The sequence below is a fragment of the Gordonia sp. PS3 genome, assembly GCF_041950545.1.
Lineage (GTDB): Bacteria > Actinomycetota > Actinomycetes > Mycobacteriales > Mycobacteriaceae > Gordonia > Gordonia sihwensis.
Map to the genome: position 1 here is coordinate 3543630 of NZ_CP169524.1, position 24193 is coordinate 3567822.

Sequence of the window (24193 nt, forward strand, 5' to 3'; positions counted from 1 at the left end):
CGCCGGGGCAAAACATTACACAGAGGGAGCGTCGGGACGCAAATCGCCGACCGGATGAGCATCGACCCGCAGGTCAGACGTACATTTGAGGGGTGAGCATGCGAATCCGCCCCGATCTGGACACCCTGCCCGTCTACGTCCCCGGCAAGACCTTTCCGGGCGCGATCAAGCTCGCCAGCAATGAGGTGACCGACCCCCCGCTCCCCGGCGTGGCCGCTGCCATCGCCGAGGCCGCAGCGACGGCCAACCGCTACCCCGACAACGGGATGGTGGAGCTCACCGACGAACTGGCCAAGAGCCTGGGCGTGACCCCCGCGGAGATCCAGGTCGGCTGCGGATCGGTGATCCTCTGCCAGAACCTGATCACCGTCACCGCCGTCCCGGGCGACGAGGTGCTGTTCGGCTGGCGCTCGTTCGAGATGTACCCGGTGGCGTCGCGCGTCGTCGGCGCCACCCCGGTCCAGATCCCGCTCACCGGCGACGCCGTGCACGACCTCGCAGCCATGGCGGGCGCGATCACCGACCGGACGCGCCTGATCTTCGTGTGCAACCCCAACAACCCGACCGGCACGGTGGTCGAGGCGCAGGCGCTGCGCGACTTCCTGGCCGCCGTGCCGTCAGACATCGTCGTCGCGCTCGACGAGGCCTACTTCGAGTACATGCGGCTGACCGGACCGTTCGCGTACGATGCCCTCGAACTGCGGCGCGAGTTCCCGAACCTGGTGGTCCTGCGCACCTTCTCGAAGGCGTACGGACTCGCCGGCCTGCGGGTCGGATACGCGGTCGGCGATCCGGAGGTGATCACCGCGCTCAACAAGGTGCACGTGCCGTTCACCGTCAGCAGTGTGGCCCAGTCCGCGGCCGTCGCCTCCCTGCGCGCACAGGACGAGCTGCTGGCACGGACCGACGCGGTGGTCGCCGAACGTGAACGCGTCACGGCACGACTGCGCGAGCTCGGCTACCGGGTACCCGATTCACAGGCGAACTTCGTGTGGCTGATGCTCGGCGACGACTCCATGCCTTTCGCGACCGAGTGCGCCGAGGCCGGGGTGATCGTCCGACCGTTCGCGGGCGACGGGGTGCGGGTCACCGTCACCCATCCCGCAGAGAACGACGCCTTCCTCACCTTCGCGGAGAAGTACGCCGGCGCGCGGTCAGAGTGAGGGCGCGATGGCGTTCCACGCCTCGGGCAGGTCGCGCTTCCAGTAGTCCCAGCTGTGCGTGCCGATCAGGCGGAATCCCGAGGTGAAGGGGATGTCGTTGGCGCGCAGCAGTGTCGCGAACTCGAGCGAGCAGCGGTTCGCGCCCACCTCCAGCGCCGAACCGGCAGCGATCTGCGCGTTCTCCGGGCCGTCCTTGGGGTCACGCTTGGCGGCCAGGTCGAGCGGTCCCACCGCACCCGAACCGGACGAGATGTACAACGCCTTCCCGCGCAGGGCGTCCAGCTTGTGGGCGGGATCGTGCTGCACCCAGTCCTTGGAGCCGGGCGCACCCCACATATTGTCGGCGTTGGCGCCGCTCTTCGCGACGGTCGCGCGGACGTAGGCCTCGTTGGCCTGGCCCGAGACACGCGGGCAGCCGCTCATCGAGGCGACACCGCGGTACAGCTTGGGGTGGCGGGTGGCGAGGGCGAACGCCGACTGGCCGCCCATGGACAGACCCATCACCGCATTACGTCCGGACCCGCTGAACTTCGCGTCGATCACGGGCGGCAGCTCCTGCGTCAGGAAGGTCTCCCACTGAGGCTTGCCGAGCTTCTTGTCCGGCTTCTCCCAGTTGGTGTAGAAGCTGCCCGCTCCACCGGCAGGCAGGACGACGTTGACGTTGCGCCCGGCGAAGAACGACTCGGCGCCGCCCTTGGTGATCCAGTCGCTGACCTTGTCTCCGCCGTCCGCGCCGTCGAGCAGGTACACAGTGGGCCGCGGACCGGAGCCGCCGGGGCTGAGAACCGTGACCGGCACCGAGCCGTTCATCGCCGCCGACTCAACGGTGAGGTCCACCCGGTGAATGCTCCGAACCTTCTCCGCGACCACGTGCGCCCCCTTGGGAGCGGCGTTGACCGGTGCGGTCGACACCGACGCCAGCATGGCCGCAGCCGCGACGACAGACCCGGCGGTGACCAGCTTCAGTGACATACGATCGCACCACATGGTCGCCCAGCGTACCCGGCGAAAGTGTCGACCGTGTGAACGTCGATGCCGAGCAGCGTGCTGGGCCGGCACTAGGATCGGCGACATGACCGAGACGTCGACGCTGCCGGACGGCCGTCGCCACGCCTTCACCGCGCAGGTCCCCGTCAGGTGGTCGGACATGGACGCCTTCGGTCACGTCAACCATGCGCGGATGGTGACCCTCATGGAGGAGGCACGTATCCAGTGGCTCCTGAGCGCCGGGGACGACTACGCACCGCTCATCAAGAGCGCGATGATCGTCCACGTCGACATCCGGTACCGAGCACAGCTGCACCACGACGATTCGCCGCTCCGGATCGGGATGTGGATCAAGGGTTTCCGATCGGTCGACTTCACGATCGGCTACGAGATCGCCGGCGCCGCCGCGCCCGCGGGGGCGCGCCCGGCGTGCGTCGCAACCACTCAGATGGCCGTCGTCGACATCGAGAAGCACAGTCTGCGACGCCTGACCGCCGCCGAGAAGGACCGTCTGCGCGAGTGGACCCGCTCCTGAGGCTCAGGGCTCGTACTTCGCCGGAAGCTGCGCGGGTGCCGCCGTGCCGAGCTGAGCGATGTTGCCCTGCAGGACGTCCCGGTAGATGCGCAGCTGTTCTTCGCCGCTGCGCACCTGCTGCGACAGCCTGCGGGAATGGTCCGCGGACAGTTCGCGGTCGCCGGAGCGCGAGAGCAGATGGTCGATGCGCGCGTCGATGGTGGTGGCACGGTCGAACTCGTTGAGCAGCCGCAACTCGACAGCCGCGGACTCGACGGTCGCACAGATGTCGATGAGAGCGTGGACGCGGTCGATCAGTTCGGTCCACACCGGCCGCAACGCCTCTTCGCGCTCTCTGATGTGGGCGACGAAGCCGGGATCGAAACCGCCGTTGTCCCGAGCGCGGTCGAGATCGACGCGCAACGCCCGCAGCGCCACGACGTCGGAGGCGATCTCGGCGAGTTCGGCGTGCAGGTTCACCTGCACCCGCTGCATCTCGAAGTGGTCCGACAGCCAGGCCGGGTTGGTCCGGATGCGGTCGTAGTAGTGGCCGGCGACGAACAGGAGTGCCTCGTAGCCGTCGGCGAAGCTCGAACCGCGCGACGAGTCCTGCGTGGTGGGCATGGTTCCGAAGACTTCGTCGGCCCAGTGCTCCACCTGCCTGCGTCCGGCGCGCCCGGCGACCTTGTCGACGATTCCCGCCACTTTGTCCAGGGCATCGGTGCCGGCCCAGCGGGCACCCGAGGTGGACAGGTTCGCCACCGGTGTGCAGAGCAGCCCGGCGAAGAGTTGCTCGCGCTCATCGACCTCGAGGTAGACGTTCTCGCGGCGTTCTCGGCGAATGGCCCGCATACCCGACGGAAAGACGCCCTTGCCGGTGACGACCGCGCGGTGCGCCTCGTCGCGCCGGCGGGTGAGCCCGGCCATCCGGGACCGGATGATCGGGACCACGACGCCCGGCAGCATCGTCGACGCCAGTTTGCGCTCGGCGTGCACGATTCCGCGCTGCACGCGCCGCAGTTCACTGAATCCCGACTGCGGAACCGGCATCGGCAGTCCCTGCGAGACGCGGCGGACCACCGTCGCCCGCGCGGTGGGCACGAGATAGCCGGCAGCGATGAGAATGCACGCGGTGTCGGACAGTTCCGCAGGCTGCCCGGGCACCCGCGCATCCGTCGTCCACTGACGGAGATCGGCTGCCGTGACAGCACGCTGCGGTGAGGTCATGGCGCCGATTCTACCCGCGGACCCCGACAGATCGCGTGGGAGAATCCCGCCACAGCGGGGCGGTGAGGCGATGCAGCGACCACGCGACGGGCACGCTGATGACACTGGTCACGACGAAGGCCGCGAGGGTGGATCCGGTGAAGACCGAGTACCCGAGAAGATCCATCGTGAACTCCAGCACCATCACGTGGACCAGGAAGAACTCGTAGGAGATCTCGCCGAACCACACCATCGGCCGACTGCCGCACACCCGGGACCACGCGTCGTCGCCGGGGCCGATCGCCAGGGGACCGACCAGACCCAGGGCCACCACCAGGTAGAGCGTGTGTTTGACGACCGTCGCTCCGGCGTCGGCCGGCACGATCGTCGGCTCTCCGGCGACCGCGCCGCCGCTGATCAGGAACGCACCGACCGCGACAGCGACGCTCGGGATCGCGGGCCACCGCGTCACCGTCCGGGCCAGGACGGCGAGCACCATCCCGCCGACGAACCAGCTCGCGAAGGCGGGCGGCCACATTCGCGCGGTGGGGTCGACGCCGTCGGACCCGTGCACCACCACCGTCCACAACGGCGAGACCAGCAGCAGCCCGCCCAGGCACACGAGCAGCAGGTCGGGCCGCCACCGATCGCGGCACACCAGATGCGCGATCGGCCACGCCACCAGCGGCAGCGCGATGTAATAGGCCACCTCCGCCGCCATGCTCCACATCTGGGTGAGGCCGGTGTGCAGGTGTCCGAGCCCGTACACCTGGGTGAATGTGAGGTTCCGCAGCAGGTCCGACCACCCCTGACCGAAGTCGGACGTGTCCGTGCGCACCAGGAAGATCGCGTACACCGCCAGCACCGTGACCCAGTAGGCGGGCACGATCCGCCGCACCCGATGCCATGTGTAGCGCCGCAGCCCCGGATACTCGGCCGGCGCTCCGGATTGCGTCTCCTGCAACGCCCGCACCCAGGGCGCGAACAGCAGGTAGCCGGAGAGGACGAAGAAGAGCGCGACGCCGACCTCGAAACGAGACAGCAACCGACCCACGTAGTCGTCGGTGTAGTGGCCGGTCCAGTACGCGGCGTGCGTGAGGCAGACCGACAGCGCGGCGACGGTCCGGACACCGGTCAGTGCGGGGACGCGGCGTCGCACCGGGGTCAGATCCAGCCCCGATCGCGTGCGATCCGCGCGGCCTCGGCCCGCGTCGACGCGCCGGTCTTGCCGATGGCCGACGACAGGTGATTGCGCACGGTGCCCGCCGAGAGGTGCACCTGCGACGCGATGGTCGCGACGGTCGCACCCGAGAGCGCGGCGGTGAGAACCTCGGTCTCGCGCGGAGTGAGCGGATTGTCACCGCTGGTGAGGCTCTCGGTGGCCAGCGTCGGATCGATGACGCGGAGCCCGGCGTGGACGCGTCGCACGGCGTCGGCCAGTTCGGCGGCGGGGGTGTCCTTGACGACGAATCCGGACGCACCGGCGTCCACCGCGCGGCGCAGGTATCCGGGCCGGCCGAAGGTGGTGACCACCAGCGAGCGGACTCCGGGCAGTTCCCGCGTGATGCGGGAGGCCGCCTCGATGCCGTCGGCCCCGGGCATCTCGATGTCGAGCAGGCACACCTGGGCGCCGCTGGACCGCGCCGCGTCCACCACCTCGTCTCCCCGGCCCACCTGCGCGACCACCGCGAGGTCGGGCTCGAGATCGAGCAACGCCGCGAGCGCACCGCGGACCAGCGCCTGGTCGTCGGCCAGCAGCAGTCGGATGGTCTCCACCGGTCCCCCTCTCGGAGAAGAACCTACCGTCCCTCGTCCACGCTCGCGGTCACCGTGGTGCCGGTGGCATCGGAATCGACCGTCAGGCGTCCGCCGCCGGCATCGACCCGTTCAGCGAGCCCGCGCAGGCCGTTCCCGAAGGTCAACAGCGGCGAGCCGTGACCGTTGTCGGCGACGGTCAGGCTGTGATCGGTGAGCGTCACGACGCATCGGGTGGCTCCACTGTGGCGGACCACGTTCGTCACCGACTCGCGCAGCACCCATGCGAACAGCGCCGCGTGCGGACCGTCGTAGGCGTCCGGATCCGGCAGGTCGGCGTCGATCTCCGCCGCCGTCAGCGCGATCTCCGCGGCCGCGACCACACTCGGCAGTTCCGGCGCACGCAGGTTGCCGACCGTCGACCGGACCTCGGCGAGCGCCTGCCGGGCGAGCGCGTTCAGTTCCGCCATCTCCTGCTTCGCCCGCGCCGGATCGAGATCGACGAGCCGGCCCGCGAGCTCGGACTTCACCGAGATCACGGTCAGCGAGTGCCCCAGGATGTCGTGCACGTCGCGGGCCACGCGTTCGCGTTCGGCGACCACCGCGAGCTGCCCGTTCAGCTCCCGCTGGCGTTCGGCGGCGAGTTCCCGGTCGCGCTCGCCGTCGCGCATCACGCGCGAGAACCCCATCGTGATGCCGACGACCAGCAGGACGATCAGGAAGCCGCTGTCGAGCTCCCACCCGAACAATTCCGGGACGACCACCGCCGAGACGAGGACCGCCGCCACCCCGGCCAGCGAATACCCCACCCGCCACGGTGCCGCGAAGGCGACCGCCGCCATCACGAACGGCGCCACGGAGAACGCGTCCGCGCGCAGCAGCGGCATCAGTCCGATCATCAGAACCGCGAGCAGGGCGATCGCGGCGTTGCGCGCCGGCGCGGAGCGGGGATCGCAGTCGAACATCGAGTACACGCACAGCAGCAGATAGACGACGACGAACACCGCGATGATCGCCAGGGCCAGAGCTTTCATCAGCCATCGCGCGTCGGCGGTGATGATCCCGGCGATCGGATACCCCATGAACAGCAGCCACACGGCCGCGAACAGCCAGCGCCCGCTCCGCCACGGTGAGGTGGGGGCGGGCGCTGCGGTCATCGGTTCCTCCAAACTGGTCCCGGCACGGCGCGAACTACTGCCTGCGCGTGCTGCGGTTGTAGAAGTAGCTTGCCGCAACGGCGAATGCGATGGCCCAGAAGGCGATGTTCGCGATGATCACCCACAGGGAGATCGGGGTGCCGTAGACGGTGACCCCGTGGTCGAGCGGGTACCGCGCCAGCGAGACGACGCCGAACATCGGGGTGAATTCGGCGATCCGCAGCATGGTTCCGTTCAGGGGGACGAAGACGTTGCCCGCGAAGGCCAGCAGCGCGAGCACGCCGCCGAGGGCCTGCATGGCGCCGTCGGACTTCAGAATGCTGCCCAGGGCCAGCCCCAGCGCCGCGAAGACTGCCGAGCCGAGCCACGCCAACACCAGGCACACCGCCCAGACTCCGACCGGGGCGGTGGCTCCGGAGATCGCGCCGACCACGGCCAGCAGCACCACCGGCAGTGCGCTCATGGTCAACGCGAGCGCGACCTTGGTCGAGACGTAACCGGCGGGCCGCAGCGGGGTCATCATCAGTGTGCGCGTCCAGCCGGCCTGCTGCTCGATGGAGACCGCGGCGGCGTTCGACGCCGCCGCCAGGACCGCGCCGTACAACGCCATGCCGACCAGGACGTAGAAGGCGACGTTGCCGCTGCCGACCGTCTCGGAACTCTTCTGGGTGGCGCCGAAGACGAGGTACAGGAGGGCGGGCATCGCGACCGTGAAGATCATCGCTCGCCGGTTCCGCAGAACGCGGCGGATGTCGTTACGGAGATAGACGGTCGACACGCTGCTCGCAGCGAGGGTGGAATTGAGACTCATGGCAATGCCTTTCAGGTCTCGGCGCGTCAGGCGCCGGTGGTCAGCGCGACGAACGCGTCTTCGAGGTTGTGGCTGGCGATCTCGAGATCGCGGGCGCGTGTGCTGGTCAGCAGGTGGCGGGCGAGGACATCGGAGTTCTCGAGAGACAGATAGATCCGGCCGCCGCGCCGTTCGGTGATCTCCAGGTCCGGGAACACCCGCTGGAGACCGGGCACGGCGTCGTCGTCGAGGACGGCCGAGACGATGCGGCGGCTGGCCCGGGCGCGGATGTCGGCGGTGGAGCCGTCCGCGACCACCCGGCCGCTCGCCATCATCACGATGCGGTCGGCGAAGGAGTCCGCCTCCTCCAGATAGTGGGTGGCGAACAGGACGGTGCGGCCGTGCTGGGCGTCGGCTCGCATGGCGGCCCAGAAGGTCCTGCGCGACTCCACGTCCATCCCGGCGGTCGGCTCGTCGAGGACGATGAGGTCGGGATCGGGCAGCAACGCCAGCGCGAACTTGAGTCGCTGCTGCTCACCGCCCGAGCACCGGGAGACCTTGCGAGCGCCGAGATCGGCGATGTCGGCACGGCGCATCACCTCGGGGATGTCGGCGGTGCGCCCGTGAAGCGCGGCGACAGTGGAGACGGTCTCGGCGACGGTGAAGTCGTCGAGCAGTCCGCCGGTCTGCATGACCGCGGCGATCCGGCCGGCGCGCGCCGCCTCGCGCGGATCGCGGCCGAAGACCCTCACCTCGCCGGAGTCGGGTGTGGTGAGGCCGAGGATCATGTCGATGGTGGTCGTCTTGCCCGCGCCGTTGGGTCCGAGGAAGGCCACCACTTCGCCGGGCTGGATCTGAAGGTCGATGCCGTCGACGGCCTGGACGGTCTCGCCCTTCGAGCCGCGGAACCGCTTCGACAGATCGGAGATGGCGATGGCCGGAACCGTCGACGCGGTTCGCGCTGGGGTGAGATGTCGCTGTGTCATGACATTCACTCTCCCGCCGGGGGACGCCGGTCACCCAGAGCGGATGTCATCGGTTCGCCATGACGTTTGTCATGGGCCCGGCACAACGATTCGCGATCGCGGCAATCGGTGTAGCCCGGGCCGCCGACGGGGCCGGTCGTTGCCCGGGTCACACCGTGCAGGCACAATCGAAGGACGAGGACCTGCGAAAACAGTCGGGAGTTGAACGCGATGAGAGACGGCGCCGGCGTGTCGACTCGCGTCCGCCGTGCCTACGAGCAGTTCCTCGCCGGTGTCTCACCCGCCGACGACTCCGTGCGCTCGCTGGTCCGGGAATCGTGGGAGCGGTCCCGCAGCCGAGGAGTGGATCCCGGTGAGGTGGAACCCGGCCACGACGCCGGTGCCCCCATGTCGGGTGATGCCTTCGACGCGTACCGCTCGTCGCATCGGCTGGCGGCCGTGCGGCCGCTGGTGCAGTCGCTGATGCTCGACGACATCGCCGATTCCGGCGTGGTGGTCGCGCTCACCGACAACCAGGGCCGGCTTCTGTGGGTGGAGGGCGACCACGGAGCCCGTGACGCCGCGGCCCGCATCAACTTCGTCGAGGGCTCGGTGTGGAGCGAGGACACCGTCGGCACCAATGCGCCCGGACTCGCCCTGACGATGAATCGCGGTGTGCAGATCATCGGTCCGGAGCATTTCTCCGGTCCCGTCCAGAACTGGAACTGCGCCGCGGCCCCGGTGCACGATCCGGTGTCGGGCGAACTGCTCGGCGTCGTCGACGTCACCGGCGGACCCGCGGCCGCGGCACCGTTCGCTCTCGCGGCGGTCCGATCGGTGGTCGCCGCGGTGGAGCGGGAACTGCAATCACGCGCCGTCGACCTCGCCGCACCCGAGACCTTCGTCCGACCCGACACGCGCCCCCGGCTGACCGTGCTGACCGACGGCCCCGCCCACTGGCACGATGCCGCGGGCGCCGCCCGACCGCTGTCGCCGCGGCACGCGGAGATCCTGCTCCTGCTGCAGAGCTACCCCGAAGGCCTGGGCACCGAGCAACTCGCGACGATGCTCTCGGACGAGGTGCTCGGCGCGGTCACCGTGCGCGCCGAGATCTCGCGGCTGCGGCGCGACCTCGGCGATGTGATCGCCGCCCGCCCGTACCGGCTCACCGTCGACGCCGGCTCCGACGTCGACGAGTTGCGCGGGCTCATCGCCGCGGGCGATCTGACCGCGGCGGTCCGGGCGTTGGGGCGCGGCGGACTGCTGGCCGAGTCCCTCGCCCCCGGCGTGGTGGAACTGTTCGACGAAGTGCGCGAAGACCTGCGATCGCGCATGTTCGGCACCGGCGACCTCGTCGCCCTGAACGCGTGGGTCGCCTCGCCGCACGGCCGGGACGACATCACCGCGTGGAACGCGCTCGCCCAGCGGCTCCCCGCCGGACATCCGCAGCGGGCGGTCGCACAGGGGCGGGTCCGGCTGCTCGATCGGCGGTTCGGAGTGCGGCGCTGAGGGCGCCGGGCGCACCCCGCGCCGCGATGCAACGCGACTGCAACCACACCACCCCTAGTGTGTGATTCACCTCACCAATTGAAGTGAATCCACGAAGGAGTGCAAGCATCATGACCGTCTTCGCAAAGCCCGGAGCCGACGGCTCGCTGATGAGCTACCAGTCCCGCTACGACAACTGGATCGGCGGCAAGTGGGTTCCGCCGGTGAAGGGTCAGTACTTCGAAAACCCGTCGCCCGTCGACGGCAAGACCTTCTGCGAGGTGGCCCGCTCCACCGCCGAGGACATCGATCTGGCGCTCGACGCCGCGCACGCCGCCGCACCCGCGTGGGGCAAGACGTCGGTCGCCGAGCGCGCCGCCGTCCTGAATAAAATCGCCGATCGCATGGAGGAGAACCTCGAGGCGATCGCCGTCGCCGAGTCGTGGGAGAACGGAAAGGCCGTCCGCGAGACACTCGCCGCCGACATCCCGTTGGCGATCGACCACTTCCGCTACTTCGCCGGCGCCATCCGCGCCCAGGAGGGCGGCATCTCCGAGATCGACAAGGACACCGTCGCCTACCACTTCCACGAGCCGCTGGGCGTCGTCGGTCAGATCATCCCGTGGAACTTCCCGATCCTGATGGCGACCTGGAAGCTGGCCCCGGCCCTGGCCGCGGGCAACGCGATCGTCATGAAGCCGGCGGAGCAGACCCCGGCGTCGATCCTGTACGTGATGAGCCTGATCGGCGATCTGCTGCCGGACGGCGTCGTGAACATCGTGAACGGCTTCGGCGTCGAGGCGGGCAAGCCGCTCGCCTCGAGCAACCGCATCCGCAAGATCGCCTTCACCGGCGAGACCACCACCGGCCGCCTCATCATGCAATACGCGTCGGAGAACCTGATCCCGGTGACCCTGGAGCTGGGCGGCAAGAGCCCGAACATCTTCTTCGAGGACGTGATGGCCTCCGACGACGGCTTCCTCGACCGTGCGCTCGAGGGCTTCTCGATGTTCGCCCTGAACCAGGGTGAGGTGTGCACGTGCCCGAGCCGCGCGCTGGTGCAGAGCAGCATCTACGACGATTTCCTCGAGCGCGCCGTCGCCCGGGTCGCCGCCATCAAGCAGGGCAACCCGCTCGACACCGACACCATGATGGGCGCCCAGGCGAGCAACGATCAGTGGGAGAAGATCAAGTCGTACCTGGAGATCGGCAAGCAGGAGGGCGCCAAGGTGCTCACCGGCGGCGAGCCCGCCGATCTGGGCGGCGACCTCTCCGGTGGCTTCTACATCCAGCCGACCGTCTTCGGCGGCAAGAACGACATGCGGATCTTCCAGGAGGAGATCTTCGGACCGGTCCTGTCGGTGACCTCGTTCACCGATTACGACGACGCGCTCTCCATCGCCAACGACACGCTGTACGGCCTGGGCGCCGGCGTGTGGAGCCGTAACGGCGCCGTCGCCTACCGCGCGGGCCGCGACATCCAGGCCGGCCGGGTGTGGACTAACACCTACCACGACTACCCGGCGCACGCCGCCTTCGGCGGCTACAAGCAGTCGGGCGTCGGCCGCGAGAACCATCTGATGATGCTCAGCCACTACCAGCAGACCAAGAACCTGCTGGTCGGCTACGCGCAGAGCGCCAAGGGCTTCTTCTAAGCCGGCGTGCGATGAACGAGCCTGCAACCGTCGCGCGTGTGGTTGCCACCGACTCCGCCGTGGAGCTCCTGACCAAGCTGTCGGAGCTCCACGGCGGGCTCATGATCCATCAGTCGGGCGGATGCTGCGACGGCTCCGCTCCGATGTGCTACCCGGTCGGCGAGTACCGGGTCGGCCAGCGTGACGTGCTCGTCGGCGAGGTCGAACTGCCCGAACCGCTGCCCGCGGTGCGCATCTGGATCAACGGCGACCAGTTCGAACTGTGGAAGCACACGCAGCTGATCCTCGATGTGGTTCCCGGCCGCGGAGCCGGATTCTCCCTCGAAGCCCCCGAGGGCGTCCGGTTCCTGTCCCGATCGCGGGTGTTCACCGATGAGGAGAACGCCGCACTCGCGGATTCGCCGCCCCTGACCGGGGCAGACCTGGACGTGTAGCGGCGACCCGCAGAATTTTTGGCTCCCGGAACGGTCTGAGAGACCGTTCCGGGAGCCAAAGTTTTCCCGATCGGAGCTCACCCGGCGAGCAGCACCCCGCCGAGTGCCACACCGGCCACCAGGACGGTGGTCAGCGCCGCCTGGACGAAGGGACGCCATCCCACCCTGCGCATGACCTCCATGCGGACGCCGAGTCCGAGAGCCGCCATCGCGATCGTCAGCAGCACCACCTGCGCCTCGTGCCCCACGGAGATGACCGCCGAGGGCAGCCCTCCGGTGGACCGCAGGATCGCGCACGCGACGAATCCCACCACGAACAGCGGGACGATGGGAGGCCGCTTGCCCGCTACCCCGGTGGCGCGGCGCTGACGGATGCTCAGAACGGTGACGACCGGCGCGAGCATCATCACGCGGGCCAGCTTCACCACCACCGCGACGGTGAGCGCGCCTCCGCCGATCATCCCGCCTGCGGCCACCACCTGCGCCACCTCGTGGATCGAGCCGCCGGCCCACAGCCCCGCGACCTCGTCCGAGAGCCCCATCGCGTTGGAGAACAGCGGGATCGCCGGAATCATCAGCGTTCCGAAGATGACGACGGTGCCGACCGCGGTGGCGGTGTCCTCGTCGTCGGCCTCCACCACGCCGTCGACCGCCGCGACCGCCGCCGCACCGCAGATCGACATGCCGCAGGCGATCAACAGCCGGCGGGCGAACGGAATGCCCAGCGCCCGTCCGATGAGCAGACCCCCGACGATGCCGCCGACGACGATCGCGACCACCACCAGAATCATCCCGAATCCGAGTCCGAGCACATCGCCGAGAACCAGTTGCAGCCCCAGCAGCGCGACACCGATGCGCAGCAGCGTCTTCGACGCCAGCGTCAGTCCGGGCGCCGCGGCGGCAGGCAGCCGGACCACGTTGGCGACCACCGCGCCGATCACGATGGCCAGCAGGAGCGGACTGACCGCAGGCAGCAGCAAGGTGATGCCGGTGGCGGCGAGGGCGACCGCGCCGCAGATCAGCAGCCCCGGAACCACGGCGCGGGGATCGGGCCGGTCGCCTCTCCCGGACTTTCCGGCACGATGCAGTGTCTGAGTCATACCTCCACGGTCGGCGAACCGGAGGCGATCGGGAACCCGGAGATCCGATATACAGACATATCAAATCGATATGGTCATGCCCCCGTCCGTCTCGCTAGAGACTGGCCTCCCGGCCGAGCCGGGAGGCGAGTTTCTGCAGCATCAGCAGCCCGGCGCCCATCCGGTCGGCGAACTCCAGCAGCCGGTCGACGGCGGCCGAGCCGGGATTCTCCAGCCGGAAGGCCAGCAACTCCCGGGCACCCGCGTGCATCACGCGCGCCGTCAGTTCCGGATCGAGCTGGTCGAGCCCGATGTCGGCGACGACGTCCGCCAGGTACTTCCGCACCCGCTCCTGCGACACTTCGAGCCGCCGGCCGAACTCGGCAGGCGCCCCCAGCGGGGGCGACAGGAACAGCCGCCAGCTCGCCGGATTCTCGTCGATCGCCTCGATCAGCCGCGCGAGCACCGCACGCAGCTGCTCGAGTCCGGCGAGACCCTCCGCGCTCGCGACAGCGGCCGCGAAGTCGGCCTGGTCTCGGTCGCCCTCGCGATCGACCAGCGCGACGAACAGTCCGGTGACGTCGCCGAACTGCTGATAGATCAGCGTCCGGTGCACTCCGGCCTCGTCGGCGATGCGGGCGGGGGTCGCGGCGTGAAAGCCCTCGCGGTCGACGATCGCGAGAGCGACGTCGAGAATCTGCTCACGCCGGGCCGCACCGCTCATCCGCCGACGCACGTTCTCCGAAGCCACCCTTGACATCGTAGTTCACACATTGTTAGTTAGTAACTAACAATGTGTTAGTTACCCCGGAGGGCCGCCGTGACCACCTATTACCCCGATCTCGCCGACGTGGTCCGCCGACAAGCCGACGCCCTGCCCGAGGTGTACGGCGACGTCGACTTCAGCGGCGTTCCCTACCGGTTCACCACTGACCCGGACGTCGAATCGGCACTACCGGCGTGGGTGGGCGGCCGGTCCCGCTACCTGTCGGACGAGCGAATCGTGGAGCTGATGACCACGTCGACGATGCTCGGCGACGTGGTCGCCGACAGGTATGCGGCGCTCGCGGCCGACCACAGCGTCTCGGAGCTGATCTCGATGCTCCGCACGGCGTGCCGCGAGGGGATCGACGCCGTCGAAGACGCGCCTTCCGAACTGGCGTCGTTCCTGGAAGCGATGGAGACCACCCCCGACTGGATCGATCTGGACCTGGTCGCCGAAGGCGCCCGCCTGTCGCGAGTGCCGTCCGCGCTGCTCTCGCCGTTCATCACCCGCGGGGCGTTCATCGCCACCTTCACGAATCTGTACGCCGCACTTCCGATGGTGATGACCGGCGCACTGACCGGCAAACGCGCGGCACGGCGGGTCAACGAGACGACGAGCTTCTTCGCGGTCACCACGCTGCCCGGCGCACTCGACCGCGACGGCGCGGGGTTCGAGGCCGCCGCGATGGTGCGACTGATGCATTCGATGGTGCGGTACAACGCCTTGCGCCGATCCGGAACCTGGGATGTCGACACCTACGGAATCCCGATCCCCCAACTCGATCAGGCACCGGCCGGTCTGATGGGCGCGTTCATCCTCGCCCAGCGCGCATTGCGACAGGGTCGCTCCGAGTTCACCCGGGCCGAGCGGGCGACGGTGGAGTTCCACCGGTACCGCTGCTTCCTGCTCGGGCTTCCCGAGGAACTGGTCCCCGCCACGCCCCGGGGAGTGGTCGACGTGTTCACCGGCCGCGCTGCGCTGCTGCGCGCCGGATTCGACGGCTCGTGCGCGTCACTGGTCTCGTCGACGATGAACGCCTACCTGCGCTCGGGACACACCGCCTTCGACCGTGCCGCCGAATCCGTCGAGCGCAGCTACAGCAAGATCGCGTTCATGATCGCGTTCTGCCAGGGGAATCGCCGTGCCGCGGCACGGATGGGCGTCGAGATCGCCGCCGCCGACTTCGCCAGGATCGCGGTCACCGCACCGTTCATCGTCGGTCGCCTCGCGGCCGCCCAGTACGCGACGCGGATCCCGTTCCTCGCCCCGCACGTCGACCGGTACGCGACGCGGATGGTCGAGCGACGGCTCGCCGACTACGGCAAGCCGGAGTTCCGGACCGACCACACCGAGTACGCCGTCGCGCACTGAACGATGCACGACCGCCGGCGCGACCGGGGTACTGTCCAGCCGTGGACTTGCGATCGATCGACCTGGGGGCGCTCGAGTTGCTCGTCGGAGTCGACGACCACGGCAGTCTGAGCGCGGCGGCCCGCGCGTTGCACGTCGCACAGCCCAATGCGTCACGGGCCATCGGGCGGCTGGAACGCCTGCTCGGCGTCCGTCTGCTCGATCGGGTCACCACCGGCTCCCGCCTCACCCCGGATGGGACCGTGCTGGTGCATTGGGCCCGACGCACCGTCGACGATGCGCGCGCACTGCTGGATGTGGCGGCCGGGCTGCTCAGCGATACCGCCGCCGAGGTGACCGTCGACGCCTCGATGACGGTCGCCGAACATCTGATGCCCCTGTGGCTCGGGACATTCCGCACCGACCATCCCGAGACCACCGTGCACCTGCGGGTCCGCAACTCCAGCGCGGTGTTCGAGGCCGTCGCCTCGGGCGGCTGCGACGTCGGCTTCGTCGAGAGCCCGTCGATTCCGTCCGGACTGCACAGCGCGGTGGTCGCGCGCGACCGCCTCGTGCTCGTCGTTCCGCCCGGCCACAAATGGTCGCGCCGTCGGCGCCCCATCGACATCGCCGAACTCGCCGCGACGCCGCTGCTGGTCCGCGAACCCGGATCGGGCACGCGCACGACACTGGAGGTGGCGTTGACCGGATACGACATCGCCCCGCCGATCCTCGAACTCGGCAGCAGCGCCGCGATCCGCACCGCGGTGGCCGGCGGGGTCGGCCCCGCCGTGCTCAGCACCCTCGCCGTCCAGGAGTCCGCGCGCAGCGGCGAGTTGCGCGTGATCGATGTGGACGGGCTCGATCTGACCCGGGAACTGCGCGCCGTGTGGCGACCGCCACGCACTCTCCAGGGCCCCGCGACCGAACTCGTCCGGATCGCCCGCCGGTCGGCACAATAGATCCGTGACCGCCGACCAGCCCGGCTACGACGCCCTCGCCGACCTCTACGACAGAACGTTTCCGGATCCGTTTCAGACGGCGCTCGAGCGCCGGGCCGTCGACGCCTTCGCGGACATGGTGCTCGAGTCGCGGCCGGATGCGGGGGTCGTCGACGTCGGCTGCGGCACGGGCGGTGTCTCCGCGCATCTCGCCGGACGCGGGCTGAGCGTGTGCGGCGTCGATCCGAGCGCCGGAATGCTGGCGGTGGCCCGACGGAGGCACCCGCAGCTGACGCTCCGGACGGACGATGCCCGGCTCGTCACCGTCGACCTGTCACGGGTGGGCGGCGTCGTGGCGCGGCACAGCCTGATCCACGTACCTCCGGACGAGGTGCGCGAGATCCTCGTCGACTGGTCGGCACGACTGTCCGCCGGCGCCGTGGTGCTCATCTCGACGCAGGCCGCCGACGAGCCCGGTGTGCACGAATTCGATCACGCCGTCGCGAAGGCGTGGCGCTGGCATCCGGACGCGCTCGCCGACGCGGTCGTCGCGGCCGGCTTCGCGGAGATCTGGCGCACGGTGAGCCGAGCGGACGCCGACCACCGCTTCCCCGACGTCCATCTGACGGCGCGGCGCCCATGACCGATCACGCACCGGTCCCGCCGTCGCGACCGTCGGTCCGCGCACTACTCCTGTCGCGGCCGTCCACCCGTGGACGCTGGGCTCCGGCACTGCGCGGAGGGCTGGCCTTCCTGCTGCCCGCGCTGACGCTGTACGGGCTGGGATTCGAGCGAAACGCGGTCCTCGCCGCACTGGGCTCGTTCGCGCTGATGTACGGCGAACGTCGCCCGTACCGGATCAGGTGGCGGGTGAACCTCACCACGGGTCTGCTGCTGGTCGCCTCCGCGGCCCTGTTCGGCGCGCTCGGCTCATGGATGGGTCCGGGTGGATCGACGGCTCGCGAGATGACGATGGTCGGCGCGCTCGCGGCGCTCACCGCCGTCTCGGTATTCGGGGTGAACACCCTGCGTCTGGGGCCTCCCGGTCCGTTCTTCCTGGTCTTGGTCGGAGGTGTCGCCGTGGTCGTCTGCCGCGCCGGCGGCTCCGCCGCGACGGTGGCCCTGTGTACGGCCGCGGGCGCGGCCGCCGCGTTCATCGTCAGCATGTCGCCCGGACTGTGGCGCCCGCACGGACCCGAGATCGCCGCCACCGAGACCGCACTGGCCGAGGGCGAGCGCTTCCTCGCCGACAACCGCGAGCCCTCCCGCAGGCACAGTGTCGCGGCGTCGACGCTGAACGCGTGGTCGGTGCTGCACGACGCGGCGCAGATCGACGGCGATCTCGCACATCGTCTCTGGCTCACTCATCACCGCGTTCACGGCGCCGAGGCCGGCGCGCTGATGGCGCCGCTCCCCCGTCCCAGCATCGTGCACCGCCTCAGATTCGGAGCGCGCCTCGACAGCCACGCGACAGTGACGGCCACCCGGGCGACGGTGGCCACGCTGCTCGCGGGCGGGGTCTCGGTCCTCGCCGGCCTGGGACGCCCCGACTGGGCGATCATGGGCGCGGTCCTGGTGCTGCAGTTGGGGCCCGACCGTGTCCGCGGCGCGGTGCGCGGTGTGCACCGCGTGCTCGGAACGCTCGGCGGTCTGGCGATCTTCGCCGTGCTGCACACACTCGATCTGCACGTCGCCGCGCTGATCGTGGTGCTGGCCGTGCTGAACATCATGATCGAGCTGACCGTCACCACCAACTACGCGCTCGCGGTCACCTTCATCACGCCGCTCGCGCTGCTGATGGGAGCGCCGACTCAGCCGCTCGGCGAGCAGATGCTCTCACGCGTCATCGAGACCCTGTTGGGCGTCGCGTTCGCGGTGGCGACGATGTGGCTGCTGTTCCCGCGGATCCACCGCAGCACCCTCCGCTCCGCGGACGAGGCGGCCAGGGCGGCGTGTTCCGATGTGTTGAACCGGGCGAGCACGGATGTCCCCGCGTCGGCGTCCATGCGCGTGTCGCGGCGCGACCTCCAGTGGCAGTTGCTGGAAGCCGAGCTGGCCGCGACCGACAGCGCGAACGACGAGCCCGCCTGGGCGTACCGCTACTGGCCCGCCCATGCGGCGGTCCGATCCGTGGGCTACGACACGCTCGGCGCCTGCTGGCGCGCCGGCCCCGACACCCTGATCGGCGAGACGATCCGCGCCGACCTCGCCGACCGCGTCACCGCGAGCCGCACGATCGGCCTCACCCCTCCCCCGACTGAGCGAGGCCCTGAACAGGCAGGTTGAGCAGCCTTCATATAGGCCAGTTGAGCGAGCGCAGCGAGTCGAAACCCTCCCGACCCAGCGACCTCCAACAGGCCAGTTGAGCGACCTCCAACAGGCTGGTTGAGCAGCCTTCCACAGGCTGGTTGAGCGAGCGCAGCGAGTCGAAACCCTACCGACCGCCACACCCCCACTCACCGACCCCCTCAGTACCCCGCATCCGGCTCGACCACCGCCAGCAGCTCCTCGCCCGCTTCGAACCGCCGGATGTTCTCCGCGAGGAAGGGCGCCATCTCGCGCGTGAGCCCGGACGCCGGATTGGCCACGTGCGGGGTGATGATGACGTTGGGCAGCGACCAGAGCGGATCGTCGTCCGCGGGCGGTTCCGGATCGGTGACGTCGAGCGCCGCGCCCGCGATCACTCCCTCCGACAACGCCCGGTGAAGAGCAGCCTGATCGATCAGCGGCCCGCGGGCGATGTTGACGACCCAGCTGTGCGGGTGCAGTCTGCCGAGGGTCTCGTCGTTGAGCAGGTGACGGGTATCCGGAGTGTCGGGTGCGGCGAGCACCACGTGGTCGGTACGCTCCCACACCTCGTCCATTCGGTCGGCGGGCAGCATCAGCTCAGCGCCTTCGACGGCGCGGCCGCTGCGGTTGACGGCGATCACCGAGGCGCCGCACGCCGCCAGACGCGGCGTCAGCTCGCGCCCGATCCCGCCCGCACCGATGATCGCGACCGTCGCACCCCGCAGTGTCCGGACGGCCGGGTCGATCCGTTCCTTCGCCCACCCGTCCCGGACCGCCGTGTTGATCTGCCGCAGCCCGGCCAACAGCAACGCGAGGGCGTGTTCGGCGACGCCCGCTGCGTAGAAGCCCGAGGCGTTGGTCCAGAGTCGACGGCCGTCCAAGACGCCGGCGTCGACGAAGCGTTCGATACCGGCGGTGCTGAGCGCCACCCAGCGGACGGCGTCGCCGAGTTGCGGGAAGCCGTCCGGCCCGCCGATCCAGACGAGAGCCTCGGCGTCGTCGAGCCCGGTCACCTCACTTCCGGCTCCGGTCACCGCCTCCGACAGGTGCCGGTCCACAACCGGTTCGATCGCGATCTTCACGAGCGCCTCCTCAATCTCCGGTCCCACGGTAGACCGAATGCTCTGTTCCGATCACGCGTGCCATTCGTTCGATTCACCATCGGCTCGCATGGCACACTTGCCCGGTCGATGCTGCGACCGAAAAGAGCACTTCATGGAGATGACGGAAATCGCCGGGTACAGGATCCTGCGCACTCTCGGCGCCGGCGGGATGGGACAGGTGTTTCTCGTCGAGCATCCCCGTCTGCCGCGTCGTGATGCATTGAAACTGCTCGACGCGGGTGTCTCGCGGAACAGCGAGTTCAAAGCCAGGTTCCAGCGTGAGGCGGATCTTCTGGCCCAACTGTCACACCCGAACATCGTTACGCTGTACGACCGCGGCGAGTACGACGGCCGTCTCTGGGCCACCATGGAGTTCGTCGAAGGCACCGATGCCGGCCAGTTGCTCGAATCGACTGGCCCGCTGTCGCCTACCCGAGTGATGTCTCTAGTCGCGAGCGCAGGGTCAGCGCTCGACTACGCGTGGCGTAAGCAGCGGATCACCCACCGCGACGTGAAGCCCGCGAACATCCTTCTCGCGATCGACGATCACGACACCGTCGAGGCAGTGAAGCTCGCCGACTTCGGCATCGCAAAAGCGGCCGAAGAGACGACGACCTTGACCTCCACCGGAATCACCGTCGGCACCTTGGCGTATATGAGCCCGGAAGCGATTGAGGGCGCGGAAATCGACAACCGATCAGACATCTACTCACTCGGTTGTACCGCGTTCCATTTGTTCTCTGGGCAGGCTCCCTTCACCGGTAAGACTATGACCGCGCTGATGTCGGCTCATTTGAACGGTGAGCCGCCCAGCCTTTCAAAGTTCGCCCCGCATCTGCCGGCGACGTTGGATTCGGTGTTCACTCGAGTCCTGTCGCGAGAGCCCGACTCGCGATACTCGAGTTGTGCCGAATTCGTGGCTGCGTTGTCCGATGCGCTGGATGGCAGAACAACGCCGCTGACCGGTCCGGCCTACGCCCAGACGATTGTCGGAACGCACTCGGTTCCAGGGCGCCATCCGCACCACCGATCGTCGTCGCGCCGGAACCGATGGATCACGGCGGTCTCGGCACTCGCCGCGACCGCGGTCCTCGCAGTCGGTGGAGCCGCCGCGTACGCGTACTTCCAGCAACGGGACGAGACGCCGACAGCTTCGGCACCCATCACACAGACCACGGTCACGACGCACGTCACATCCACGCCATCGACCACCACTGCTCCTGCGATCGCCACGGTCTACGAGCAGGTCACGCCGACCGAGGAGCCCGAACCCGTGACCGTCACGCCCGAACCCGTCGAAGGGCAGGAGTGCGGGTTGGATCAGTTCGGTGACATCTCCGCTGACGGCACACTGTTCTGCAGCGCAGAGAACGGCGCGTGGACCGACCGTACACACCAGTCTCGTCCTGCTGTGACGTACGGTACTGAGTGTTCCGAACCCGGGGCGCGCGCCCGGATCAGCGGTACCGACGCAATCGCAACCTGTGAGTCCGACACTGACGGGACTCCGACCTGGGGCTACTAGACTCCGACCCTCATCGTTACCGCCGACCGCGTCGTGCGGCCTTGCCGAAGCTATTGCCTGCGATCTTGCCCGCCGCCTCGCGGTTCGCCCGCTTGGCGGCAGCCTTCTCCTTCGCGGTCCGCTTGGGCTGCGGCTCCCTGCCGCGCGACGAGTTCGCCCCGCGACCACGGACGAGTCCGACGAATTCGTCGGCGAGCTGGGACGTGGGCGACGGCCAGACCAGTCCCACCCGGCTGACGGGGGCGTCGAGCAGCGGCCGGTAGACGAGGTCGCGGCGATGGTGCAGCCGGGCCAGCGACTGCGGCACGGCGAGCAGTCCGGTGCCGGCCGCCACGAGTTCGATCGCGTCGGCGGTGGTCGCCGGACGGTGGTCGAGCAACGGCCCGGGCCACCGATCCCAGGTGAGGGCGTCGTCGAGGGGCGACAGAAAGGTCTCGTCGGCGACGTCGTCGGCGCGCAACTCGTCCGTCAGGGTCAGGTAGTGGTCCTTCGGAACCACGACCACAGTGGTCTCGACGTACAGATCGATGGTGTGATGGGGTCCGGGATCGACGGCGTCGAGGGCCTCCGGCAAGCGTGTGACGGCCGCGTCGACCGCGCCGTCGGCGAGCAGCCGCACGCTGTCGGACACGCTGCACGCCACCAACTCGAGCGGCACGTCGGCGAACCGTTCGCGCCATTTGCGTTCCCATTTCGCCGGCGTGACGCCGGGGACGTACGCCAGACGGAAGCGGCGGTGCGCGGCGGCGTTCTCGGCCGAGTCGGGAGTCACGGGGAAAGACTATCGGGGCCGGGCGGTCACGCGCCGCGTCCGGCGACGGCGAGCAGCCGGTCGGCGGGGTGATCGGAGGCGGCGGGCAGCTCCGGACCGAACAACCCGAGCGCGCGAAGGTCCTCGATGATGGGCGTGCCCACATCGAGCAGGTGAGCGACCAGTTCCGCCGGGGGCGTCCATTCCACGCCGAGCGCGTCGGCGAGGTCCTTGCTGTGCAGGGTCAGTTCCAGCAGCCGCAAATGCATCAGCGAGGCGCCGGTGCGCCGCCCGGCCCGGTGATCGACCAGCGCGCTCAGATCCGCGTGCTCGGCCGCCTCCCGCAGTCGGTGCTCCTGTTCCCAGAAGCTGCCGACAGCATCGGCGCCGATGTAGTCGACACCGCGGGTAGCCGCCGTGTCCGCCGCGCTGCCGCCGTCGAGCAGGATGGCGTACCGCTGCGCACCGCCCGCGACATGGTCGACGAGCTGTCGGACCGTCCAGTCGCCGCAGCCGCCGGCGCGGTCGAGATCGCCGTCGACCCGCTCCAGCAACTCCACCCACAGCGTCTCCGCGGAACCGAGCAGTTCGTCGCCGGCCAGTGCTGCGACCACCTCGTCGGCGGTGCGCAGTTGCACGCCGATCGACTCCAGATCGGCCAGCCGAGCCGGCGTGACCTGCGAGGTCGCGTCGGAGATCAGGACGGTGCGGTAATCGAGTTCCGAGGCGTCGAAGAGGGTGGCCCGGGGGCAGTTGGGCAGATTGCAGCCCGCGACCACCACGGTGCTCACGTCGTGGTCACCGAGCAGCGAGTCGAGGGGCGTGCGGAAGAACGCCGACCACCGGGGCTTGTACACCACGTACTCCGCAGCGCCGATCTGCTGCACCGCACCGAATCGCAGTGAATCCCAATCGAACTCGACGGGACCGGGCAGCAGATCTGGGGGAATCTCAGCTCCCGGAGTGCCCGGCGCGACGACCGCGTCACCGGCCTCGACCGCGGCGCGCCGGAGCAGGTCGACGTCGCTCTCCCCCGGGCGGTACGACCGCACGATGTGGACCACCGGCCGGCCGAGCCGACGGAACTCCGCGACCGCCGCCGTCATCGCCGGCAGGGCCTCGCGCGTGCCCGGCACAGCAGCCGGGCCGTCGACGAAGTCCCGCTGGACGTCGATGAGCACCAGCGCCGCGTCGGCCCAGTCGGGAACGAGGTAGTCGGCCACGTCATCGATGGTCGCACAGCGCTGCGCAGAGCGTCAGTCGCCCGCCGGCAGCGGAATGTTCTGAAGGCGCAGCTGCCCGCGGGCGAGATCCTTGCCGGTGGCCTCGTCGCTGATCCGGACGAGCCAGAGCTGCTGCGTGCGGCCCTGAACGATCGGTTCGGCGACCACCCGCGCACGAGTGCCTCGCGACGACCGCAGGAAGTCCGTCGAATTGTTCAGCCCCACCGCGAACTGCCCGCGGTCGGCCACGGCCACGCTGGCGCCGATGCTGCCCGCGCTTTCGACGATGGCCGCGTACACGCCGCCGTGGACCACACCGAACGGCGTGTGGTGCCGCTCGTCGAGATCGGCGTATCCCTCCACGCGCGTGCCGGAGGCCTCGGTGACGACGAGGCCGGAAGCGTCCATGAACTCGCTCGACGTCGACGGAATCGGTGCGGTGTCGGTCATCGTGTCTCTCCTGCGATCGATGTCGGCGACACGTTGCCGCTGACTTCTGATAGAGAAGTTAGATCGCCGATCAACTGACTGTCAACATCGAAGCCAGCTAGACTGGCGACGTGGACTGGCTGGATTTCGACACCGACAACTGCTCCGTCCAGCGCACGCTCGACGTCATCGGCGACCGCTGGAGCGTGCTCGTGCTGCGCGAGGTATTCAATGGTGTGCGCCGGTTCGACCGCATCAAGCAGCACACCGGGATCTCCGACTCTGTCCTGTCCGACCGTCTGCGCAGGCTCCTCGACGCCGGCGTGCTGGTGGCCTCCGAGTATCGGGAGCCTGGGTCGCGGCGCCGGAAGGAGTATCGACTCACCGACGCCGGGCTCGACCTTCAGCCGGTGCTGATCTCCATGCTCCGGTGGGGCGACAAGCACCGCGCCGACCCGGCGGGCCCGTCGCTGAACGTGGTGCACCGCGGGTGCGGCGCTCCGGTGCGCACCGAGATCGTCTGCGACGCCGGGCACCCCGTGCCCCAGCGCGAGGTACGCAATGAACCGGGTCCGGGTGCGCGCAAGCGCGCCACCGGGCCCGTCGCCTGACGCATCCGCGCC

The 24193-nt window shown here is 69.4% G+C and carries 24 protein-coding genes and 1 pseudogene; 11 read left to right on the forward strand and 14 right to left on the reverse strand.

Going from position 1 to position 24193, the window contains the following annotated elements; translation table 11 throughout:
- The first annotated feature begins 92 nt into the window (after positions 1-92).
- Complete coding sequence (gene hisC / locus ACE11G_RS16465) at positions 93-1163, forward strand: histidinol-phosphate transaminase (RefSeq protein ID WP_278125864.1); 1071 nt, start codon at positions 93-95, stop codon at positions 1161-1163.
- Here hisC and ACE11G_RS16470 read toward each other — a convergent pair.
- Positions 1155-2135: an alpha/beta hydrolase family protein gene (locus ACE11G_RS16470; RefSeq protein ID WP_082083920.1), complete on the reverse strand. Its 981-nt coding sequence runs from the start codon at positions 2133-2135 to the stop codon at positions 1155-1157. The genes hisC and ACE11G_RS16470 overlap by 9 nt on opposite strands.
- Positions 2136-2235: 100 nt before the next feature.
- Here ACE11G_RS16470 and ACE11G_RS16475 point away from each other — a divergent pair, with 100 nt between their 5' ends.
- Entirely contained in the window at positions 2236-2685 is a 450-nt protein-coding gene (locus ACE11G_RS16475) for a thioesterase family protein (RefSeq protein WP_045537897.1), read from the forward strand.
- Between the two features lie 3 nt (positions 2686-2688).
- Here the strand turns inward: ACE11G_RS16475 and ACE11G_RS16480 are convergent, their stop codons facing one another.
- From ACE11G_RS16480 to ACE11G_RS16505, 6 genes are read right to left on the reverse strand one after another with little or no spacing between them, the layout of a single operon-like run.
- A complete protein-coding gene (locus ACE11G_RS16480; protein WP_375003113.1) occupies positions 2689-3891 on the reverse strand; it encodes a hypothetical protein in 1203 nt (400 codons plus the stop codon).
- 10 nt (positions 3892-3901) lie between these two features.
- The gene (locus ACE11G_RS16485) at positions 3902-5029 is read right to left on the reverse strand and encodes an acyltransferase (RefSeq protein WP_006897469.1); all 1128 of its coding nucleotides are present in this window, start codon (positions 5027-5029) and stop codon (positions 3902-3904) included.
- 5 nt (positions 5030-5034) lie between these two features.
- Complete coding sequence (locus ACE11G_RS16490; protein ID WP_006897470.1) at positions 5035-5646, reverse strand: response regulator transcription factor; 612 nt, start codon at positions 5644-5646, stop codon at positions 5035-5037.
- 23 nt (positions 5647-5669) lie between these two features.
- Complete coding sequence (locus ACE11G_RS16495; RefSeq protein WP_045537903.1) at positions 5670-6782, reverse strand: sensor histidine kinase; 1113 nt, start codon at positions 6780-6782, stop codon at positions 5670-5672.
- A gap of 34 nt (positions 6783-6816) precedes the next feature.
- Entirely contained in the window at positions 6817-7593 is a 777-nt protein-coding gene (locus tag ACE11G_RS16500; RefSeq protein ID WP_006897472.1) for an ABC transporter permease, read from the reverse strand.
- A gap of 26 nt (positions 7594-7619) precedes the next feature.
- Positions 7620-8558: an ABC transporter ATP-binding protein gene (locus ACE11G_RS16505; RefSeq protein WP_006897473.1), complete on the reverse strand. Its 939-nt coding sequence runs from the start codon at positions 8556-8558 to the stop codon at positions 7620-7622.
- A 210-nt stretch (positions 8559-8768) separates the two neighbouring features.
- On the opposite strand from ACE11G_RS16505, the gene ACE11G_RS16510 reads away from it, so the two are divergent.
- From ACE11G_RS16510 to ACE11G_RS16520, 3 genes are all read left to right on the forward strand, one after another.
- Complete coding sequence (locus tag ACE11G_RS16510) at positions 8769-10046, forward strand: hypothetical protein (RefSeq protein ID WP_045537930.1); 1278 nt, start codon at positions 8769-8771, stop codon at positions 10044-10046.
- Between the two features lie 110 nt (positions 10047-10156).
- On the forward strand, positions 10157-11680 hold the full coding sequence (locus ACE11G_RS16515; protein ID WP_006897475.1) for an aldehyde dehydrogenase family protein: 1524 nt from the start codon (positions 10157-10159) through the stop codon (positions 11678-11680).
- A gap of 11 nt (positions 11681-11691) precedes the next feature.
- Positions 11692-12114 carry a DUF779 domain-containing protein gene (locus tag ACE11G_RS16520; protein ID WP_045537907.1) on the forward strand — a complete coding sequence of 141 codons (423 nt, stop codon included), beginning with the start codon at positions 11692-11694 and terminating at the stop codon, positions 12112-12114.
- A gap of 77 nt (positions 12115-12191) precedes the next feature.
- Here ACE11G_RS16520 and ACE11G_RS16525 read toward each other — a convergent pair whose 3' ends face one another.
- Together ACE11G_RS16525 and ACE11G_RS16530 are read right to left on the reverse strand one after the other, a co-directional pair.
- Entirely contained in the window at positions 12192-13214 is a 1023-nt protein-coding gene (locus ACE11G_RS16525; protein WP_082083922.1) for a YeiH family protein, read from the reverse strand.
- 94 nt (positions 13215-13308) lie between these two features.
- Positions 13309-13944, reverse strand: coding sequence for a TetR/AcrR family transcriptional regulator (locus ACE11G_RS16530; protein WP_375003118.1), 636 nt, complete (start codon positions 13942-13944; stop codon positions 13309-13311).
- Between the two features lie 69 nt (positions 13945-14013).
- Here ACE11G_RS16530 and ACE11G_RS16535 point away from each other — a divergent pair, with 69 nt between their 5' ends.
- Genes ACE11G_RS16535 through ACE11G_RS16550 form a run of 4 tightly spaced genes read left to right on the forward strand, consistent with a single transcriptional unit; the run spans position 14014 to position 18536 of the window.
- A complete protein-coding gene (locus ACE11G_RS16535) occupies positions 14014-15330 on the forward strand; it encodes an oxygenase MpaB family protein (RefSeq protein WP_006897479.1) in 1317 nt (438 codons plus the stop codon).
- A gap of 41 nt (positions 15331-15371) precedes the next feature.
- Complete coding sequence (locus ACE11G_RS16540) at positions 15372-16271, forward strand: LysR family transcriptional regulator (RefSeq protein WP_375003119.1); 900 nt, start codon at positions 15372-15374, stop codon at positions 16269-16271.
- Positions 16272-16275: 4 nt separating this feature from the next.
- On the forward strand, positions 16276-16893 hold the full coding sequence (locus tag ACE11G_RS16545; protein ID WP_222110896.1) for a class I SAM-dependent methyltransferase: 618 nt from the start codon (positions 16276-16278) through the stop codon (positions 16891-16893).
- On the forward strand, positions 16890-18536 hold the full coding sequence (locus ACE11G_RS16550; RefSeq protein ID WP_045537911.1) for an FUSC family protein: 1647 nt from the start codon (positions 16890-16892) through the stop codon (positions 18534-18536). Before ACE11G_RS16545 ends, ACE11G_RS16550 begins: the two co-directional genes overlap by 4 nt.
- 182 nt (positions 18537-18718) lie before the next feature.
- Here the strand turns inward: ACE11G_RS16550 and ACE11G_RS16555 are convergent, their stop codons facing one another.
- The gene (locus ACE11G_RS16555; protein WP_375003120.1) at positions 18719-19621 is read right to left on the reverse strand and encodes a D-isomer specific 2-hydroxyacid dehydrogenase family protein; all 903 of its coding nucleotides are present in this window, start codon (positions 19619-19621) and stop codon (positions 18719-18721) included.
- Positions 19622-19754: 133 nt separating this feature from the next.
- Here ACE11G_RS16555 and ACE11G_RS16560 point away from each other — a divergent pair, with 133 nt between their 5' ends.
- Positions 19755-21167 carry a serine/threonine protein kinase gene (locus ACE11G_RS16560; RefSeq protein WP_375003121.1) on the forward strand — a complete coding sequence of 471 codons (1413 nt, stop codon included), beginning with the start codon at positions 19755-19757 and terminating at the stop codon, positions 21165-21167.
- A gap of 16 nt (positions 21168-21183) precedes the next feature.
- Here the strand turns inward: ACE11G_RS16560 and ACE11G_RS16565 are convergent, their stop codons facing one another.
- The 4 genes and pseudogenes from ACE11G_RS16565 to ACE11G_RS16580 all read right to left on the reverse strand — a co-directional run bounded on the left by ACE11G_RS16565 (position 21184) and on the right by ACE11G_RS16580 (position 23591).
- Positions 21184-21939: a LysR family transcriptional regulator substrate-binding protein gene (locus ACE11G_RS16565; RefSeq protein ID WP_006897485.1), complete on the reverse strand. Its 756-nt coding sequence runs from the start codon at positions 21937-21939 to the stop codon at positions 21184-21186.
- A gap of 26 nt (positions 21940-21965) precedes the next feature.
- Entirely contained in the window at positions 21966-22532 is a 567-nt protein-coding gene (locus ACE11G_RS16570; protein ID WP_375004180.1) for a TIGR03086 family metal-binding protein, read from the reverse strand.
- Positions 22512-23141: pseudogene (locus tag ACE11G_RS16575) on the reverse strand (cysteine hydrolase family protein); the annotation flags it as partial. The pseudogene ACE11G_RS16575 and the gene ACE11G_RS16570, both read right to left, overlap by 21 nt.
- 33 nt (positions 23142-23174) lie before the next feature.
- Entirely contained in the window at positions 23175-23591 is a 417-nt protein-coding gene (locus tag ACE11G_RS16580) for a PaaI family thioesterase (protein WP_006897487.1), read from the reverse strand.
- Positions 23592-23701: 110 nt separating this feature from the next.
- Here ACE11G_RS16580 and ACE11G_RS16585 point away from each other — a divergent pair, with 110 nt between their 5' ends.
- Positions 23702-24181: a helix-turn-helix domain-containing protein gene (locus ACE11G_RS16585; protein ID WP_006897488.1), complete on the forward strand. Its 480-nt coding sequence runs from the start codon at positions 23702-23704 to the stop codon at positions 24179-24181.
- Positions 24182-24193 lie beyond the last annotated feature (12 nt).

Excerpts from the sequence above, each read along its gene's own strand:
- ACE11G_RS16470 (WP_082083920.1), bottom strand. The coding sequence starts at position 2,135 with ATGTCACTGAAGCTGGTCACCGCCGGGTCTGTCGTCGCGGCTGCGGCC.
- ACE11G_RS16475 (WP_045537897.1), top strand. The coding sequence starts at position 2,236 with ATGACCGAGACGTCGACGCTGCCGGACGGCCGTCGCCACGCCTTCACC.
- ACE11G_RS16480 (WP_375003113.1), bottom strand. The coding sequence starts at position 3,891 with ATGACCTCACCGCAGCGTGCTGTCACGGCAGCCGATCTCCGTCAGTGG.
- ACE11G_RS16495 (WP_045537903.1), bottom strand. The coding sequence starts at position 6,782 with ATGACCGCAGCGCCCGCCCCCACCTCACCGTGGCGGAGCGGGCGCTGG.
- ACE11G_RS16500 (WP_006897472.1), bottom strand. The coding sequence starts at position 7,593 with ATGAGTCTCAATTCCACCCTCGCTGCGAGCAGCGTGTCGACCGTCTAT.
- ACE11G_RS16505 (WP_006897473.1), bottom strand. The coding sequence starts at position 8,558 with ATGACACAGCGACATCTCACCCCAGCGCGAACCGCGTCGACGGTTCCG.
- ACE11G_RS16510 (WP_045537930.1), top strand. The coding sequence starts at position 8,769 with ATGAGAGACGGCGCCGGCGTGTCGACTCGCGTCCGCCGTGCCTACGAG.
- ACE11G_RS16515 (WP_006897475.1), top strand. The coding sequence starts at position 10,157 with ATGACCGTCTTCGCAAAGCCCGGAGCCGACGGCTCGCTGATGAGCTAC.
- ACE11G_RS16520 (WP_045537907.1), top strand. The coding sequence starts at position 11,692 with ATGAACGAGCCTGCAACCGTCGCGCGTGTGGTTGCCACCGACTCCGCC.
- ACE11G_RS16525 (WP_082083922.1), bottom strand. The coding sequence starts at position 13,214 with ATGACTCAGACACTGCATCGTGCCGGAAAGTCCGGGAGAGGCGACCGG.
- ACE11G_RS16550 (WP_045537911.1), top strand. The coding sequence starts at position 16,890 with ATGACCGATCACGCACCGGTCCCGCCGTCGCGACCGTCGGTCCGCGCA.
- ACE11G_RS16560 (WP_375003121.1), top strand. The coding sequence starts at position 19,755 with ATGGAGATGACGGAAATCGCCGGGTACAGGATCCTGCGCACTCTCGGC.
- ACE11G_RS16580 (WP_006897487.1), bottom strand. The coding sequence starts at position 23,591 with ATGACCGACACCGCACCGATTCCGTCGACGTCGAGCGAGTTCATGGAC.